The organism is Arthrobacter sp. AOP36-F1-5, assembly GCF_058137995.1.
The window spans coordinates 3,299,567-3,314,555 of record NZ_CM176892.1; the positions used below are offsets into that span (position 1 = coordinate 3,299,567).

15 protein-coding genes are annotated in these 14,989 nt (G+C 67.9%); 2 read left to right on the top strand and 13 right to left on the bottom strand.

What is annotated here, in order from left to right; all coding sequences use genetic code 11:
• Positions 1 to 17: 17 nt before the first annotated feature.
• From AC3ZI9_RS15190 to AC3ZI9_RS15200, 3 genes are all read right to left on the bottom strand, one after another.
• On the bottom strand, positions 18 to 992 hold the full coding sequence (locus AC3ZI9_RS15190) for an alpha-ketoacid dehydrogenase subunit beta (protein WP_444561124.1): 975 nt from the start codon (positions 990 to 992) through the stop codon (positions 18 to 20).
• Positions 989 to 2,152 (bottom strand): pyruvate dehydrogenase (acetyl-transferring) E1 component subunit alpha, encoded by a 1,164-nt coding sequence (gene pdhA / locus AC3ZI9_RS15195; protein ID WP_444555643.1) that lies wholly within the window; start codon positions 2,150 to 2,152, stop codon positions 989 to 991. Before pdhA ends, AC3ZI9_RS15190 begins: the two co-directional genes overlap by 4 nt.
• A gap of 122 nt (positions 2,153 to 2,274) precedes the next feature.
• Positions 2,275 to 3,396: a histidinol-phosphate transaminase gene (locus AC3ZI9_RS15200; RefSeq protein ID WP_444555644.1), complete on the bottom strand. Its 1,122-nt coding sequence runs from the start codon at positions 3,394 to 3,396 to the stop codon at positions 2,275 to 2,277.
• Positions 3,397 to 3,511: 115 nt separating this feature from the next.
• On the opposite strand from AC3ZI9_RS15200, the gene AC3ZI9_RS15205 reads away from it, so the two are divergent.
• A complete protein-coding gene (locus AC3ZI9_RS15205; protein WP_444561157.1) occupies positions 3,512 to 3,922 on the top strand; it encodes a phage holin family protein in 411 nt (136 codons plus the stop codon).
• Between the two features lie 15 nt (positions 3,923 to 3,937).
• Here AC3ZI9_RS15205 and AC3ZI9_RS15210 read toward each other — a convergent pair whose 3' ends face one another.
• Both AC3ZI9_RS15210 and AC3ZI9_RS15215 read right to left on the bottom strand, forming a co-directional pair.
• Entirely contained in the window at positions 3,938 to 5,401 is a 1,464-nt protein-coding gene (locus tag AC3ZI9_RS15210; protein ID WP_444561123.1) for a hypothetical protein, read from the bottom strand.
• Entirely contained in the window at positions 5,398 to 5,616 is a 219-nt protein-coding gene (locus tag AC3ZI9_RS15215) for a hypothetical protein (RefSeq protein WP_444555647.1), read from the bottom strand. Before AC3ZI9_RS15215 ends, AC3ZI9_RS15210 begins: the two co-directional genes overlap by 4 nt.
• 201 nt (positions 5,617 to 5,817) lie before the next feature.
• Here AC3ZI9_RS15215 and purB point away from each other — a divergent pair, with 201 nt between their 5' ends.
• A complete protein-coding gene (gene purB / locus AC3ZI9_RS15220) occupies positions 5,818 to 7,227 on the top strand; it encodes an adenylosuccinate lyase (protein WP_444555648.1) in 1,410 nt (469 codons plus the stop codon).
• 3 nt (positions 7,228 to 7,230) lie between these two features.
• Here the strand turns inward: purB and AC3ZI9_RS15225 are convergent, their stop codons facing one another.
• The 8 genes from AC3ZI9_RS15225 to AC3ZI9_RS15260 all read right to left on the bottom strand — a co-directional run bounded on the left by AC3ZI9_RS15225 (position 7,231) and on the right by AC3ZI9_RS15260 (position 14,924).
• Positions 7,231 to 8,058 carry an ABC transporter ATP-binding protein gene (locus AC3ZI9_RS15225; RefSeq protein WP_444555649.1) on the bottom strand — a complete coding sequence of 276 codons (828 nt, stop codon included), beginning with the start codon at positions 8,056 to 8,058 and terminating at the stop codon, positions 7,231 to 7,233.
• A complete protein-coding gene (locus AC3ZI9_RS15230) occupies positions 8,055 to 9,209 on the bottom strand; it encodes a FecCD family ABC transporter permease (protein WP_444555650.1) in 1,155 nt (384 codons plus the stop codon). Before AC3ZI9_RS15230 ends, AC3ZI9_RS15225 begins: the two co-directional genes overlap by 4 nt.
• Positions 9,206 to 10,177, bottom strand: a complete 972-nt coding sequence (locus AC3ZI9_RS15235; RefSeq protein ID WP_444555651.1) for a FecCD family ABC transporter permease — start codon at positions 10,175 to 10,177, stop codon at positions 9,206 to 9,208. The genes AC3ZI9_RS15230 and AC3ZI9_RS15235 overlap by 4 nt, the downstream gene beginning before the upstream one ends.
• An 85-nt stretch (positions 10,178 to 10,262) precedes the next feature.
• The gene (locus AC3ZI9_RS15240) at positions 10,263 to 11,303 is read right to left on the bottom strand and encodes an iron-siderophore ABC transporter substrate-binding protein (RefSeq protein WP_489923717.1); all 1,041 of its coding nucleotides are present in this window, start codon (positions 11,301 to 11,303) and stop codon (positions 10,263 to 10,265) included.
• A 132-nt stretch (positions 11,304 to 11,435) separates the two neighbouring features.
• Positions 11,436 to 12,047 (bottom strand): response regulator transcription factor, encoded by a 612-nt coding sequence (locus AC3ZI9_RS15245; protein WP_444555658.1) that lies wholly within the window; start codon positions 12,045 to 12,047, stop codon positions 11,436 to 11,438.
• Positions 12,041 to 13,174 (bottom strand): sensor histidine kinase, encoded by a 1,134-nt coding sequence (locus tag AC3ZI9_RS15250; RefSeq protein WP_444555653.1) that lies wholly within the window; start codon positions 13,172 to 13,174, stop codon positions 12,041 to 12,043. Before AC3ZI9_RS15250 ends, AC3ZI9_RS15245 begins: the two co-directional genes overlap by 7 nt.
• An 11-nt stretch (positions 13,175 to 13,185) precedes the next feature.
• The gene (locus tag AC3ZI9_RS15255) at positions 13,186 to 13,938 is read right to left on the bottom strand and encodes an ABC transporter permease (RefSeq protein ID WP_444555654.1); all 753 of its coding nucleotides are present in this window, start codon (positions 13,936 to 13,938) and stop codon (positions 13,186 to 13,188) included.
• Positions 13,939 to 13,976: 38 nt separating this feature from the next.
• Positions 13,977 to 14,924, bottom strand: a complete 948-nt coding sequence (locus AC3ZI9_RS15260) for an ABC transporter ATP-binding protein (protein ID WP_489923718.1) — start codon at positions 14,922 to 14,924, stop codon at positions 13,977 to 13,979.
• Positions 14,925 to 14,989 lie beyond the last annotated feature (65 nt).

Genomic DNA, 14,989 nt, shown 5'->3' on the forward strand with positions numbered 1-14,989 from the left:
TTCGGGGTCCCGGGCATCTAGTACTCGAACGAACGATCCACGGCATCGAGCAGCTTGTCGATATCCGGCAGGTACTGGTCCTCGACCTTGGCCACGGGGTAGGGCATGTGGAATCCGCCCACGCGGATCACGGGGGCCTCCAGCGAAAGGAAGGCCCGCTCCGAGACCCGGGCGGCGATCTCGCCGCCGATGCCTCCGAACGTGGGGGCTTCATGGGTGACGATGAGCCGGCCGGTCTTGCGGACCGAATCGGTGATGGTGTCGAAATCGATCGGACTGATCGAGCGCAGGTCCACCACCTCGATGCTGCGCCCGTCCTCCGTGGCTGCCTCGGCGGCAGCCAGGGCCACCGGGACCAACGGACCATAGGTGACGATCGTGGCGTCGGTCCCCTCACGGATGACCTGGGCGCTGAAGGCATCCTGCGCCGGATTCTCGGTATCGACCTCGCCCTTGAGCCAATAGCGGCGTTTGGGTTCGAAGAAGATGACCGGGTCCTGGCATGCTGCCGCTTGCTGGATCATCCAGTAGGCGTCGTGGGGGTTCGACGGGGTGATGATGCGCAGGCCCGCGGTATGGGCGAAGAGTGCCTCGGGTGATTCCGAATGGTGTTCGATGGATCCGATGCCACCGCCGTAGGGGATCCGGATGACCACGGGGGCGCCGAAACGGCCCTCGGAGCGGGCGCGCATCTTGGCCAGCTGGGTCGTGATCTGGTTGAACCCGGGGAAGACGAAGCCGTCGAATTGGATTTCGGCGATCGGCTTGTAGCCGCGCAGGCTCATGCCGATCGAGGTGCCGATGATCCCGGATTCGGCCAACGGGGAATCGATGACGCGTGAGGTCCCGAAATCGGCCATGAGCCCCTCGGTGACCCGATACACCCCGCCGAGCCGGCCGATGTCCTCACCGATCAGCAAGGATTTGGGGTTCTCCTCCAGCACGCGGCGCAGGCCGGTGGACAGGGCCTTGGCCATGGTCATCCTGGTCATCGGGGACCTCCGGATCCGGGGGTTGCTGCCGGGTCGGCATCGGTGAAGCCCGCCTCGTAGCGGCGATGGAATTCCAGTTCCTCGCGGACCAGCGGGTGCGCTTCGGCGTAGACGTTGGCGAAGGACTGGGCCAGGGTCGGGTCCGGGAAGTCCATGGCCTCCCGGCGGACCCGGGCAGCCATCTCATCCCCGTCCGCCGAAAGCCGGGCGAAGAAGTCCTCGTCGACCAGTTCCGCGGCGCGCAGGTACTTCTCCAGCCGGGCCAGCGGGTCCTTGAGATCCCAGGATTCCTCTTCGTCCGTCGTGCGGTATTTCGTGGGGTCGTCGGCCGTGGTGTGGGCGCTGCGTCGGTAGGTCTGCGCTTCGATCAGCACCGGTCCCCCGCCGCCACGGGCGTGCTCGAGGGCCCACCGGGTGACCGCATGCACGGCCAGGACGTCGTTGCCGTCCACGTGGATGCCCGGGAAGCCGTACCCGGCGGCCCGCGCGGCCAGCGGCACCCGGGACTGGACCTCGAAGGGGACCGAGATGGCCCACTGGTTGTTCTGGCAGAAGAAGACCACCGGGGACTGGTTGCTCGCGGCGAAGACCATCGATTCGTGGGTATCGCCCTCGGAGGAGGCACCATCACCGAAGTACGCGACGACGGCGGTACCCTCCTGCGCCAGACGCTCCTCGTCCCAGTCGGCCTGGTCGCGTTGGATGCCCATCGCATAGCCGACGGCATGGGGCATCTGGGCGGCCAGCACCATCGTGTACATGTGGAAGTTGTTCTCCCGCGGATCCCATCCACCGTTGGAGATGCCGCGGAAGACGCGGAGCATCTGCGGGAAATCGACGTCGCGGGTCAGCGCGACGCCATGCTCGCGATAGGTCGGGAAGAGGTAGTCGCGGGCTTCGGTGGCCCGGCCGGAACCGATCTGCGCGGCTTCCTGGCCACGCAACGGCACCCAGAGCGCCAGTTGCCCCTGCCTCTGCAAGGCGGTGGCTTCCTCGTCGAACCGGCGGGTCAGCGCCATATCGCGGTAGAAGCCGCGGAGCGCATCGGCATCCACATCCGCCAGATAGGGCGAATACTCGCTGTCGGTGACGAGTTCTCCATCCGGCGTCAGCAACTGGATCAGCTCCGGTGCCGCGGCCGCCTGGGCGGTTGAGGTCATGCGCGTGGGTACCCTTCACTTAGAAATATGCCTCCCGCGGCATAGGTTCCGCAGGAGGCATATAACGGAAATACCACTCCAGCCTACTGGCCCGTGGGCCCGTGGCCGGAACCGGCTACCGGCTAGGAAACGGCGGGTCGTTTTGGATACTTGCTACAAACCTCGAGGAAACGCGTATTGGCCTCCTCCTCGCCGATGCTCACCCGCAGGCCCTCGACACCGAAGGCCCGCACGGACAGTGCCTGCTCGTCGGCAACCCGGGCGAAATCGGGGGTATCGGCCCCGAAGTCGAGCCAGATGAAGTTGCCCTGGGGGTCGGGGACCTCCCAGCCGATGGCCCGCAGACCCTCCACGACACGGGTCCGTTCGTCGACCAGGTGTTGTACCCTTTCGACAACCTGGTCGATGTTCTCGATCGAGGCGACCGCCGCCTTCTCGGCCAGACTGGATACCGCGAACGGGGTGGCGATGACGCGCAGGTACTGCGTGATGGACGGATGCGAGATGGAGTAGCCGACGCGCAGGTTGGCCAGCGAGTGGGCCTTGGAGAAGGTTCGCAGGACCACGACGTTCGGGTACTTCCGGTACATCTCGATGCCGTCGACGGCGTCCTCGAGGCGGACGAACTCGTTATAGGCCTCATCGATGACGATGAGCACGTTTGCCGGGACCGAGTTGATGAACTTCTCCACCTCGGCGGTCGTCAGCGCCGGGCCGGTGGGGTTGTTGGGGGTGCAGAGCATCACGACGGAGGTCTGGGCATTCACGGCTGCCGCCATGGCGTCGAGGTCATGACGCCCGTCGGGCAGGTTCGGGATCTCCACGGCATCCGCGCCGGTGGTCTGGACCACGATCGGGTAGGCCTCGAAGGAGCGCCAGGCGTAGATGACCTCATCGGCGACGTCATCGTCGTTCTGGCCGGCAAAGGTCTGCAGGATCTGGGTCAGCGCGCCGAGGCTGCCGGCGCCGGTGACGATGTCTTCGGCGGGAACGTCGAGGTATCCGGCCAGTGATTCGCGTAGCTTCGTTGCCAGCGGGTCCGGGTACCTGTTGTAGTCCACACCCTCGCGGATGGCCTCCATGACTGCCGGGACGGGACCCAGCGGGTTCTCGTTGGAGGACATCTTATAAGAGGTGAGGCCGGAGACGGCGGTCGGAGGTTTGCCCGCGGCATACTTCGGAAGCAGATCCAGCACCGGACGTGGTTGCACCTTGACGGGGGTGGCGGGGTTCTTATTGCTCATGTCTCTACCCTAGCGTCGCCACGGCCTCCCCCGCCGCCCGGACCCCGGCATGGCTCGCCGATCCACCGGCCCCGAAACACCGGTCCTCCGGGTGGCGGTATGGAAAGATGGCAGGATGCTGCGCTTCATCGTCAGAGTCATCGTCAACGCCGTGGCCCTCGCTGCCGCCGCCTGGATCATCCCGGGGATCTCCGTCGGCTCCTCGGCCGCGAGCCAAGCCACGGGGAACGACAGTGCGGGCACCGTGGTGGCCTACCTGTTCATCGGCCTGATCTTCGGGATCGTCAACGCCGTGGTCCGCCCGATCATCAGCTTCCTCTCGGTACCCATCACCTGCCTGACCCTGGGGCTGTTCGCGATCGTCATCAACGCGGCCATGCTGCTGCTGACCTCCTGGTTGAGCAGCTACACCCCCATCGGCCTGCATGTGGACACGTTCTTCTGGGATGCGGTCCTGGGCTCGCTCATCATCAGCATCGTCTCGGCACTGATTGGTTGGGTCGTCCCGGACCGCCACGACCGCTAGGAACCCACGCCGCCTCTAATGCGGCGGGGTGCTGTCCAAGGCCCGATGCCTGGGGCGCCCCGGCGGGCGGGGGACCGGTTTGATCCGGGCCTTGCGTGGCCCGGTCGACGGCACGCGACGGAGCTTGACCGTGGTCACGGTGGCCGTGGTGGCGCCGGCGAACAGGGTCCCCAGGGCAGTACGGGCCTCCACGACGCCGGGGTCGTCGCTGGTGGCCAGTTCCCCTGAAAGCTGCGTGTAGTTGCCCAGCTGGTGCGCGGCCCCGAACCCACCGGCTTGCAGATCGGTATCCGGGGCATACCCCTCGAAGTGCACGGTGACCTGGTTGCTGCTCTCGGGGTTGGGCCGGCCATCCAGGCCCGGCACCATGTCATCGACATGCTCCAGGTGCAGCCCGCGGGTGCCCTCGGGCAGCACCGTGCTGCCGACGGGCGATCCGGTGGTGACGACGTATTCGACGTCGTACCGGGCCGCCAGGTCCTCATCCACGGCCAGGTTCGCCGCATGGATCCCCCCTTGGCTGTATCCGGTGATGACCAGCCGGTCCCCCGGGCGGGCCCCGGACGCGTCCAGCGCCTCGGCCGCGGCCTGGGCCACCTGCCTGCTGCCCATCCCGGTCCCCTCCACGATGCCTGATTCGTCGAAGGGATTCCTCGAGGCCCAGTACCGCCCCTGCCGGGCCGGTTGGGTCCCCGGGATCGTCAGGACATGAACGGGCCCGCGCGCTGTCCGGGTGGTGGTGACCAGCACCGCCCCCTCCCCCGAGACCTGCGCCTCCGCCCGGCGTTGGAGATCCATCAGGTCCGGCACCGTGCCCTCGAAGGCCTCCGGTGCCGCCGTCGACACGGCCCCGAGGCGAATGGTCCGCACATTGAAGATCCATCGCACGGCGGCCAGCCCGGAGAGCCCGGTGGCCATCCGTTCGGCCACCCCGCTGCGGAAGGGGCCCCCATGATCCCGATCCCCCAGCAGGCGGGCGACCACCGAGGACGCGGCCGCCATCGAGGGATCCGAGGCGGGCCGGCCACCGAGCAGCAACCAGGGAAGTCCGTAACCGGGAGCCGCATTGATCAGGTCCTCGGTGGTCTGCGTATCCGGATGGCCATGATTGGAGGAGAACCGGTCCTGCACGGCGGCAGGTAGCACGGCGGAGCGTTGCTCATAGGCCTTCAAGGCCGCCCTGCGTTCAGCCTGCTCATAGATTGCCCGGCTGGCATCGAGCCCGGCCCGGCACTCTTCCACGGTGTCGCCGACCCCGATCGCCAGTTGGTTCCCCGAGCGTAGATACGCCTCGGCCGCGGAGGGGAGGAACCGCCCCTCGACGGCGACCGGGGGCCCGGCATCGGCCAGAGCGGTGGTGATCAGCATCCGGGCCGCGATCAGACACTCGCCGGCCCGGGCCAGCCGTGCCGCGGCGCGTTCGAATTCGTCGAGTTGGAAGTCGGCGCTGGGAGAACCCCCCGAGCTGGAATGGCTCACGGGGCACCGGCCAGCGCGGAGGCCCGTTCACTGGCGAAGGCCACCAAGGCGTCCTCCAATTCGCGCGGCAGGGCCTCGAGCTGGCCCAGGCATGACTCGAGCCGGCGGCGGTAGGCCATCCCGGCCGGGGACCGCCAGTCCACGTTCAAGGCGGCCAACAACTGCCCCCTGGCTTCGGAGACCTCCCCCAGCGCCAGACGCGTCCTGGTTTCCATCACCTCACGATCCACCAGCACCCCTCCCGCCTCCGGACCCCGTCCGAGGTCTCCATGTCGCCGCGGATACCCCCACGGTAGGAGAAGCACCGGACCGGCACAGGCCCCGCCGTCGTTCTTGTGGATATCCGCGCGCCCGGCCCGCCGCGGGAGAGGTCATCCGGTCCCGCCCCGGGCGCGGCTCATGAAACAATGGGCCCCATGGCTGAATCCGCGCGCACCTCCCTTGCATCCGAACCGCTGGCCCTTGGCGCCCTCGACGGACGGTACCGTCCGGCCGTGGCCCCGCTGGTCGATCACCTTTCCGAGGCGGCCCTGAACCGAAACCGGGTCCACGTCGAGGTCGAATGGCTGATCCACCTGACCTCGCGGTCAGCGCTTCCGGGCGTCTCCCCACTGACCTCCGAGCAGATCACGGCCTTGCGGCGGATCGTCACCGACTTCGATATCGACTCGGTCTCCGAACTCGCCGAGATCGAGGCCATCACCGTCCACGACGTCAAGGCCGTGGAGTACTACATCAACCGCCGCCTGCCGGGGATCGGCATCGAGGATCTGACCCCGCTGGTGCACTTCGGGTGCACCAGCGAGGACATCAACAACCTCTCCTACGCGGTCGGGGTGAAGGACGCGGTCACGCAGGTGTGGCTCCCCGCAGCCCGGGCCCTGGTGGGGCAGATCGGCGCCATGGCCGAGACCACCCGCACCGTGCCGATGCTCTCGCGCACGCATGGCCAGCCGGCCACGCCGACGACACTGGGCAAGGAGCTCGCCGTCACCGCCTGGCGGCTGACCCGCCAGCTGGACCGGATCGAACGCACCGAGTACCTGGGCAAGATCAACGGCGCCACCGGCACCTACGCCGCCCATTACGCTTCGGTCCCCGACACCGACTGGCAGGAGGTCTCCCGCACGTTCGTCGAAGGCCTCGGCCTGGACTGGAACCCGCTGACCACCCAGATCGAATCCCACGACTGGCAGGCCGAGCTCTACGCCGACGTCGCCCGCTACAACCGGATCCTGCACAACTTCTGCACCGATGTGTGGAGCTACATCTCCATCGGCTACTTCGCCCAGGTCCCCGTGGCCGGGGCCACCGGGTCCTCCACGATGCCGCATAAGGTCAACCCGATCCGCTTCGAGAACGCCGAGGCCAACCTGGAGATCTCCAACGGCCTGCTGGACACCCTCGGCGCGACCTTGGTGACCAGCCGCTGGCAGCGCGACCTCACCGACTCCTCCTCGCAGCGCAACATCGGCACCGCCTTCGGCCACTCCCTGCTGTCCATCTCCAATGTGGCCAAGGGGCTGGAACGCCTCGACGTGGCCGAGGAGGTCCTGGCCGACGACCTGGAACACAACTGGGAAGTGTTGGGCGAGGCGATCCAGATGGTCATGCGGGCCGAGGCCATCGCCGGGGTCCCCGGCATGGAGAACCCGTACGAACGGCTCAAGGAGCTCACCCGCGGACACCGGGTGGACGCGACCCGGATGAAGGAATTCGTGTCGAGCCTGGGGTTGAGCGAACAGGCGTCGGCCCGTTTGAAGGAGCTGACCCCGGGGACCTACAACGGGATTGCCGCTGAGCTGGTGGACCACCTGGGGCGGTAGTTCCTAGTCATCCCCCACGCCGGCACGGAGGTGGGGGACGACCATGGGGGTGCCCGCTTGCGGGTCGTCCATGATCTCGGCCCCCAGGCCGAAGATCCCATGCACCAGTTCCGAGGTCAGGATCGACCGTGGTGTTCCGTGCGCCCGGATCGCCCCCTCCTTCATCACCACCAGATCCGAGGCGAAGCGTGCCGCCTGGTTCAGATCGTGCAACACGGCCACGATCGTCCGGCCTTCCCGGTTGAGCTCGGCGAACAGCTCCAGGAGGTCGTATTGGTGGGCGATGTCCAAAAACGTCGTCGGCTCGTCGAGCAGGATGATGTCGGTGTCCTGGGCCAGCACCATCGCCAACCAGGCCCGCTGGCGTTGGCCCCCGGAAAGGGAGGCCACGGGCGTCTGCTCCGATCCGAGGAGCCTGGTGCGTTCCAGGGCCGCGGAGATGGCCACGTCGTCGGCCGGGGACCATTGACGCAGCAGCGTGTGATGGGGGTGGCGTCCGCGGGCCACGAGCTCCCCGACGGTGATCCCCTCCGGGGCCACGGCGCCCTGGGGCAGCAACGACACCCGGCGGGCCATGGTCCGCCCGCGCAGGCGGGCCACCGGTTCCCCGTCCAGGGTGATCCTTCCGGCGGCGGGCCGGTTGACGCGGGCGAAGGCCTTGAGCAGGGTGGACTTGCCGCAACCGTTCGGGCCCACGATGACCTTGAAGTCCCCGGCGTGGATGTCCAGGTCCAGGTTCTCCACGATGGTGCGGTTCCCGTAGCCCAGACGGATGGCTTCGGCGCAGAGGAGCGGACCGCGGTGGCCGGTTTCGGCGGGTGGGCGGCTCATGTCTGCCCCTTTCTGAATTCGTGGACGAGCAGGAGTCCCAGATAGACCCCGCCGATGGCCAGGGTCAGGATCCCGACGGGCAACGCCTTCGCCCAGGGGGCTTGTTGGGCGACGAGGTCGGCGGCCACCAGGAGCACGGCGCCGGTCAGCCCGGAGAGCAGCAATTGGGGTCGCCCGCTGGCGGCGAGGCGTCGTGCTATATGCGGGGCGGTCAGGGCGATGAAGGCGATTGGACCGGCGACGGCGACCGCCCCGCCGGCGAGGATGACACTGAGCAGGACGGCACGACGGCGGGTACTCACCGCCGGGGAACCGAGCCCCTGGGCGACGTCGTCCCCCATTTCGCTCAAGGCCAGCGGGACACTCAACAACGCCAAGGGAATCGCACAGACGGCCAGCACGATTCCGACGATGGCTGCGTGCTCCCAGGATCGCGCTTCGAGGCTTCCGTTCAGGTAGGCCGAGAGCATGGTCGCCTGGTCACGGGCGACCAGATAGACGACATAGTGGGTGAAGGCGGCGGCCATCGCCGAGACCCCGATGCCGGCCAGGATCATGCGCAGTGGATTCCCGAATCCGGTTCCGGTGCCCAGGGCGACGAGTCCTACAGCGGCAGCAGCACCAAGCACCGAGCCCACCGGAATCGAGGCAGCACCGGGCAGCAGCAGGCCGAATAGGGCCGCGCCCGCACCGGCCCCGGCGCTGACACCGATGACGTCGGGGCTGCCCAACGGGTTGCGGGTCACCGATTGGAACAGGGCCCCCGAGAGGCCCAACGCCACCCCGGCCCCGATGGCCACGACCAGACGCGGGCCGCGTAATGTTCCCAAGACGAAGGCCTGCTTGGCGTCCTCGGCCCCGCCGAAAAGGGCCCCGAGGAGTCTGGACGGCTCGATCCCGAGTCCGCCCATCGTCAAGGTTGCAAATCCTGCAGCCAGCACTGCGGCCACCAGCAGGAACCCGACGGCCAGCGGGCGTCGGGACACCGGCAGTGCGACGTGGTGGCCCAGCCGCAGGACGGGTCCGACCGCCGCAGGCCTTGGCTCTGGTTCCCGGTGCCGTGGTGGCCGGGCTGCCGGTTCCTGCGCGGATCCGGGAGTGGTCTCTTCGTCGTCCCCCCGGGATACCGGGCGCGTAGTCAGATCACTCATGAGCGGTCCCCGAGTTTCCTGACCACCAGCAGCAGGACCGGGGCCCCGACGAAAGCGGTGACGACGCCGACCATGAGTTCCTGCGGGCGCAGCAACACCCTGCCGATGACGTCGGCGGCGAGCAGCACGGCGGGCCCGACCAGGAGGGATCCGATGAGTTGGCGGCGCATGTCCAGTCCGACCAGGGCCCTGACGATATGCGGTACGGCCAACCCGATGAAGGCGATCGGCCCGACGGCGGCGGTGGCGGCGGCACTCATCAGGGTCGCGGCCCCGAGCCCTCCGGCCCGGATGAGCCCCGTATGGACGCCGAGTCCGGTGGCGGCGTCGTTGCCCAGGGCCAGTGCGTTCATTCCTCCGGCGACGGCGAACGCCATGACGAGACCCAGCAGCAGGAACGGCAGGACGGAAAAGAGCTGGGCGTAGGCGCCATGGTGCAGGGAGCCGACGACCCAGAAACGGTAGTTGTCGAAGGTCTGGGGCAGACTGAGCGCGATCCCCTGGACGTAGGCGGTGAGTACCGCGGTCACGACGGCACCGGCCAGGATCAGTCGCACCAGATTGGCGTTGCTGGATCCCGCGGTGCCCACGACGTAGACGACTATCGCTGCCATCCCGGCCCCGACTAGGGCCACCCAGACCGCTGCGGGGGATCCCAACGTCAGGCCGAAGAGTGCCGTGCAGGTGACCATGGCCGCTGCGGCGCCGGCGTTGATGCCCAGCAGGCCGGGGTCGGCCAGCGGGTTGCGGGTGGCGCTTTGCATCAGGGTCCCGGCCACGGCCAGGGCGGCACCGACGGCGACGCCGAGCAGGGTGCGTTGGTAGCGGGCGTCGAACACGGCGGCCAGATAGGGATCTGCATGACCGCCGAGGGCATCGAAGACCTGGGTCAGGGTGGTGGGCTTGGAGCCGAGGGTCAGGCTCGCCAGGACGACGACGGCCAACACCAGCAGGCAGCCCACGAACACGGGCACCCCGCGCGGCAGGCGCGGACGGGGTGTCCGGGCCTGCCGCGTGCCGTCGGTGGTGGTGCCGAGGGTGCTGATGGCGGGGTTACTTTCCGGCCTGCTCGATGGCCTCGTCGATCATCGGGAGGTAGCGGTCCACGGCATACGGGACCGTCAGCGGGTTGATCATCGAGGAGGCGGTGACGAAGGCGTTGTCCTCGCTGGCGACCACCGCGCCCTGCTTGATGGCGGGGATCTGGGCGTAGAGCTTATTCGATAGGGCCTGCTTGCGGGCTGCGGCGTCGGAGTAGAACGTGAAGATCAGGTCGCTGTCGTTGAGCTGGTCGGCATTTTCGTAGCCGATGACCGCAGAATCGGTGCCTTCGGTCTCCTCCATCTCCTCCACGGCAGGGTCGACCTTCAGGCCCAGGGCCTTGACCATGGCGGCGCGCTGCTCGGTGGGTTTGAAGACCCCCAGGGTGTCGGGGGTGGTGTAGATGTAGGAGAAGGTGTGCTCGGCATAGTCGGGGTGCTCCTCGGCGACATCGGAGAGCTGCTGCTTCAGGTCGGAGACCAGGTCCTGGGCCTCGGCTTCCTCTCCCAGCGCCTGCCCGACGATGTCCATCTGCTCATCCCAGTCGATGCTCCAGGCCTGATCCGGGTAGGCGACGGTCGGGGCAATCGCGTCCAGGGTGTCGAACTGCTCCTGGGTCAGACCGGACCAGGGGGCCAGGATGACGTCCGGTTCCAGATCGACGATCTTTTCCATGTCGAGCTTCTCCCCGGCCCCGACGAGTTCGGGCAGCTCCCCGCCGTCGTCCTCCACTGCGTCGTGGATCCACGGCAGGTAGCCGGTGTCGTCGGCGGCCCACGCATATTCCTCCATCCCGACGGGGATGGTGCCCAGGGCGATCGAGGTTTCGGTGGAACCCTGGCCCAGGGTGATGACCCGCTCCGGTTTCTCGGGGATCTTTGCTTCGCCCAGGGCACTGTCGATCGTCACGGGGAAGCCGGCGGTCTCACCGGAGGAGGCTTCCTGGCCGTTGCCGGCGGCAGCGTCGCCGCCGGCACAGCCGGTCAACACGAGGGCCGACGCGGCGGTCAGGGCCACGGTCGCCCCGAAGGAGCGGAGAGAGGGAAGGGGCATGAGGATCCTTAGGTGATGCGGTCCCGCAGGGGTCCGGCGCGACTCCGGAAATGTACGAAAGTTAGGTTACCCCAACCTAATAAGCGATGTACAACGCCACGGGTTCATCATCTAATTATCGGTGCGGTGATCCTACAGCCACCCGCGCTCGGCGGCGATGCCCGCGGCCTCGATCCGGTTGACCGCCCCGGTCTTGCCGATGGCTGCGGACAGGTGGTTCCGCACGGTCCCCGCGGAGAGATGCATGGCCGCCGAGATCGCCGCGACGGTCCGACCGTTCCGGGCCTGTGCGAGAACCTCGCGCTCCCGCTCGGTCAGCGGGTTCCGCCCCTCGGATAGCGAGGTGGCCGCCAACTGGGGGTCCACCACCCGCAACCCGGCGTGGACCTTGCGGATGGCCTCGGCCAACTCGGCCGCCGGGGTGTCCTTGACGACGAATCCGCTGGCCCCTGCCTGGAGCGCTTCACGGAGATAGCCGGTGCGCCCAAACGTGGTCACCATCAGCGTCCGGCAGCCGGGTACCTCCTGGTGGATCCGGCGGGCGGCCTCGATCCCGTCCAGGCCCGGCATCTGGATGTCCAGGACGCAGACGTCGATCTCGCAGGAGGCCGCCCGTTCGACGGCGTCCACCCCGTTATCGGCTTCGGCCACGACGTCCAGGTCGGTTTCGAGTCCCAGCAGTGCCACGAGGGCACCGCGCACCAGCGCCTGGTCGTCGGCGACGAGGATTCTGATGCTCACCAGCTGGCCTCCACCCGAGCTCCGCCGAGCTCTGCTGCTCCGATGCGGAAACCCGCCCCGGCTTCGGCCATGCGCTCGCTCATTCCACAGACCCCGTTCCCGGCCGTGCTGGTCCCCCACCCGACCCCGTCGTCTTCAATGACCAGTGAATTGGGGCCGAAACGGATCACGCAGCGGGTGGCCTGGGCATGGCGCAGCACGTTCGTGCCCGCCTCGCGCAGGAACCAGCCCAGCGGCCCATGGAACTTCTGCGGGACCTCCCCGGCGGGCTCGCCTTCGATATCCACGTCGATCCCTGCCCCGGTGAGCGTGATGCGCAGCGCCTCGAGCTGATTGGGAAGGTCATTGCCCAGCAGTCCACCCACGGTGGTCCTGACGTCGGAGAGGGCTCCACGCACCAACGAACGGATTTCGGCGATCTCCGCGCGACTACGCTCGGGGTCATCAGTGATGAGCCGCTCGGCGAGTTCGGCCTTCACGGCCACCACGGTGAGCGTATGGCCCAGGACATCGTGCACATCCCGGGCGACGCGTTCGCGTTCGGAGACCACGGCGAGGTCGGCCTGAATCTCGTCACTGCGCGTCCCGGCCTCGATGAAGGCGAAGGTGACCATGTTCAGCACGAAGATCCCCGCCTGGATGGCCACGATGTACAAATAATCGGTGATGTCTCCGGCGAGCGCCGACAGCAGGAGGGTCAACCCGATGCTGGCGATGCCCACCGCCCAAGCCCCGGCCCGCGACAGCAGGAAGCAGGCGTAGGCGATCAGGAACGGGCTCATGTAGATCGCGTCGAGGCCGATGATGGCACCCATCCCGAGCAGGATGGCGACCAGTGCGGCCAGGCCCAACGGGGTCCAGCGGACCCACTTCGCTTCCGGGTCCAGCCGGTTGCCCAGGATGAAACCGGTCAGGTAGACGCCGATGAACAGGCCGATCAGCAGGAACGCCAGGACCAGTAATCCGGGGCCGAGGTCGGCCTGGACGACGGCGGCGACGGTATAGCCCAGGAAGATGAGCCAGATGGCCGAAAGGAGCCAGCCGTGGCGTTCCCAACCGCTCCTGGCAGACGACGGCTCGGCCGACGCGACGGACGGACGGGCGGCGGCCCGGGTCTCGGGGATGGTCATCCCGTCGTCTCCTAACGGCGTGCCTGGCCGCGGCGTACGGCCAGGACCGCGACGATTCCGAAGATGAGAAGCCATGCCACCAGATTAGCGATCAACCCCCACAATGGGTCGACTTCCGGCGATTGGGCCTGCGCCCCCTCGAGGATCGGCCACCGCACCAGCCCCACGTAGCCGTACATGGGGGTGAAGCGTGCGACTTGCAGCAGGGTTCCGCTCAGGGGGATGAAGACGTTCCCGAGGAAGGCCAATATCACCAGGGCTCCGGAGGCGACCCCCATGGCTGAATCGCTTTTGAAAAGCATGGCGATGGCGTAGCCGAAGAGGGAGAACAGGACCGAGCCGACCAGGGCGATGAGGAAGGTGACCGGCCACATCCACGCACTGTCGACGCGGGCACCGGTGAAGGCGCCGACCACGAAGACCACGGCGATGGCCAGCGCGGTGATGGCCAGGGCGACCACCGCCTTCCCGGCCACGAATCCTGCGGGCCGCAGCGGGGTCAGGGCGATCTGTCGCCCCCACCCCTGCATCAGCTCGACGGCGGCGACCCCGGTGACGGCGGTGGCGGCCACCGAGGCGCCATAGGCGGCCATCGAGGCCATGATGTAGAATTTCACGTTCCCGTGGCCGGCGGACTCCCCGCCGTAGCCGAAGGACAGCCCGAAGATCACATACATCAGGGCCGGGAGGATCAGGACGAACATCAGGTTCATGACGTCGCGCAGCTGGCGGGTCAGATCGATGCGGACGAAGGTGGCATTCATGACGGTTCCTTTGGCGTGGGGGCGAAGCGGGGCGGGGTTCAGGCGCCGGCGGTCTCGGTGGCCGGCTCGTTGGTCATCTGGACGAAGGCGGTCTCCAGGCTGGGGGCGGAGATTTCCAGGTTGGTTCCGCCCGTCCGGGTCAACAGGTGCAGGGCGACGGCGTCGGAATCGCTGGCCGTGACGGTGATGCGTGGACCGTTCACCACCACCGCGGTCACCCCGTCCAGGGCCTTCAGCTCGGCCAACCGCGGGTCGTCCGCAGCGATGGCCCCGTGCTCCTGCAGGGTCGCCGCGACGGTCCTGCCGGAGGCCAGGGCCCTGACACTTGCGGTGGTTCCGTCGGCGATGATCTTCCCGGCGTTCATCAGCACGATGCGCTGGGCGAAGCTCTCGGCCTCCTCCAGGTAGTGGGTGGCGAAGATGACGGTCCTGCCTGCCGTGGCATCCCGGCGCATGGTGGCCCAGAAGGCGCGGCGGGCGTTGACATCCATGCCCGCGGTCGGCTCATCGAGGATCAGTACATCAGGGTCCGGCAGCAGGGCCAACGCGAATTTGAGCCGCTGCTGCTCGCCACCGGAACATTTGACCACCTTGCGGTGGGCCAGCCGGGTGATGTCGGTGGCCTCCATGACCTGTTGGACCCGGTCCTGGGCCCCGTGGAGGGAGGCGATGGCCAGTACGGTCTCCTGGACCGAAAGGTCCCGGAGCAGGCCGCCGGTCTGCAGGAGGGCGGAGACCCGGCCGGCACGGACGGCTTCCTGGGGTTTGCCACCGAAGATGGAGACCGTCCCGGAGGTGGGGTCGGTCAGCCCCAGGGCCATGTCGATGGCGGTGGTCTTGCCGGCCCCGTTGGGTCCGAGCAGGGCGACGATCTCCCCCGGGGCGACACTCAGGCTGATGCCGTCGACGGCGTTGAGCCGGCCCCCGTCCACGGAGAAGGTCTTGTGTAGGTCCTGGAGTTCGAGGGCTGCTGTCGTGGTGTCCATGGGACCAGTCTTGTGGTTGAGCCGTTCCGACGCCTCTGGCAGCGATCACCTTCCGACCATGACCG

Bases quoted from the DNA above. Each gene is read 5' to 3' on its own strand.
- AC3ZI9_RS15190 (WP_444561124.1), bottom strand. From the start codon at position 992: ATGACCAGGATGACCATGGCCAAGGCCCTGTCCACCGGCCTGCGCCGC.
- pdhA (WP_444555643.1), bottom strand. From the start codon at position 2,152: ATGACCTCAACCGCCCAGGCGGCCGCGGCACCGGAGCTGATCCAGTTG.
- AC3ZI9_RS15200 (WP_444555644.1), bottom strand. From the start codon at position 3,396: ATGAGCAATAAGAACCCCGCCACCCCCGTCAAGGTGCAACCACGTCCG.
- AC3ZI9_RS15205 (WP_444561157.1), top strand. From the start codon at position 3,512: ATGCTGCGCTTCATCGTCAGAGTCATCGTCAACGCCGTGGCCCTCGCT.
- AC3ZI9_RS15215 (WP_444555647.1), bottom strand. From the start codon at position 5,616: ATGGAAACCAGGACGCGTCTGGCGCTGGGGGAGGTCTCCGAAGCCAGG.
- purB (WP_444555648.1), top strand. From the start codon at position 5,818: ATGGCTGAATCCGCGCGCACCTCCCTTGCATCCGAACCGCTGGCCCTT.
- AC3ZI9_RS15225 (WP_444555649.1), bottom strand. From the start codon at position 8,058: ATGAGCCGCCCACCCGCCGAAACCGGCCACCGCGGTCCGCTCCTCTGC.
- AC3ZI9_RS15230 (WP_444555650.1), bottom strand. From the start codon at position 9,209: ATGAGTGATCTGACTACGCGCCCGGTATCCCGGGGGGACGACGAAGAG.
- AC3ZI9_RS15240 (WP_489923717.1), bottom strand. From the start codon at position 11,303: ATGCCCCTTCCCTCTCTCCGCTCCTTCGGGGCGACCGTGGCCCTGACC.
- AC3ZI9_RS15250 (WP_444555653.1), bottom strand. From the start codon at position 13,174: ATGACCATCCCCGAGACCCGGGCCGCCGCCCGTCCGTCCGTCGCGTCG.
- AC3ZI9_RS15255 (WP_444555654.1), bottom strand. From the start codon at position 13,938: ATGAATGCCACCTTCGTCCGCATCGATCTGACCCGCCAGCTGCGCGAC.
- AC3ZI9_RS15260 (WP_489923718.1), bottom strand. From the start codon at position 14,924: ATGGACACCACGACAGCAGCCCTCGAACTCCAGGACCTACACAAGACC.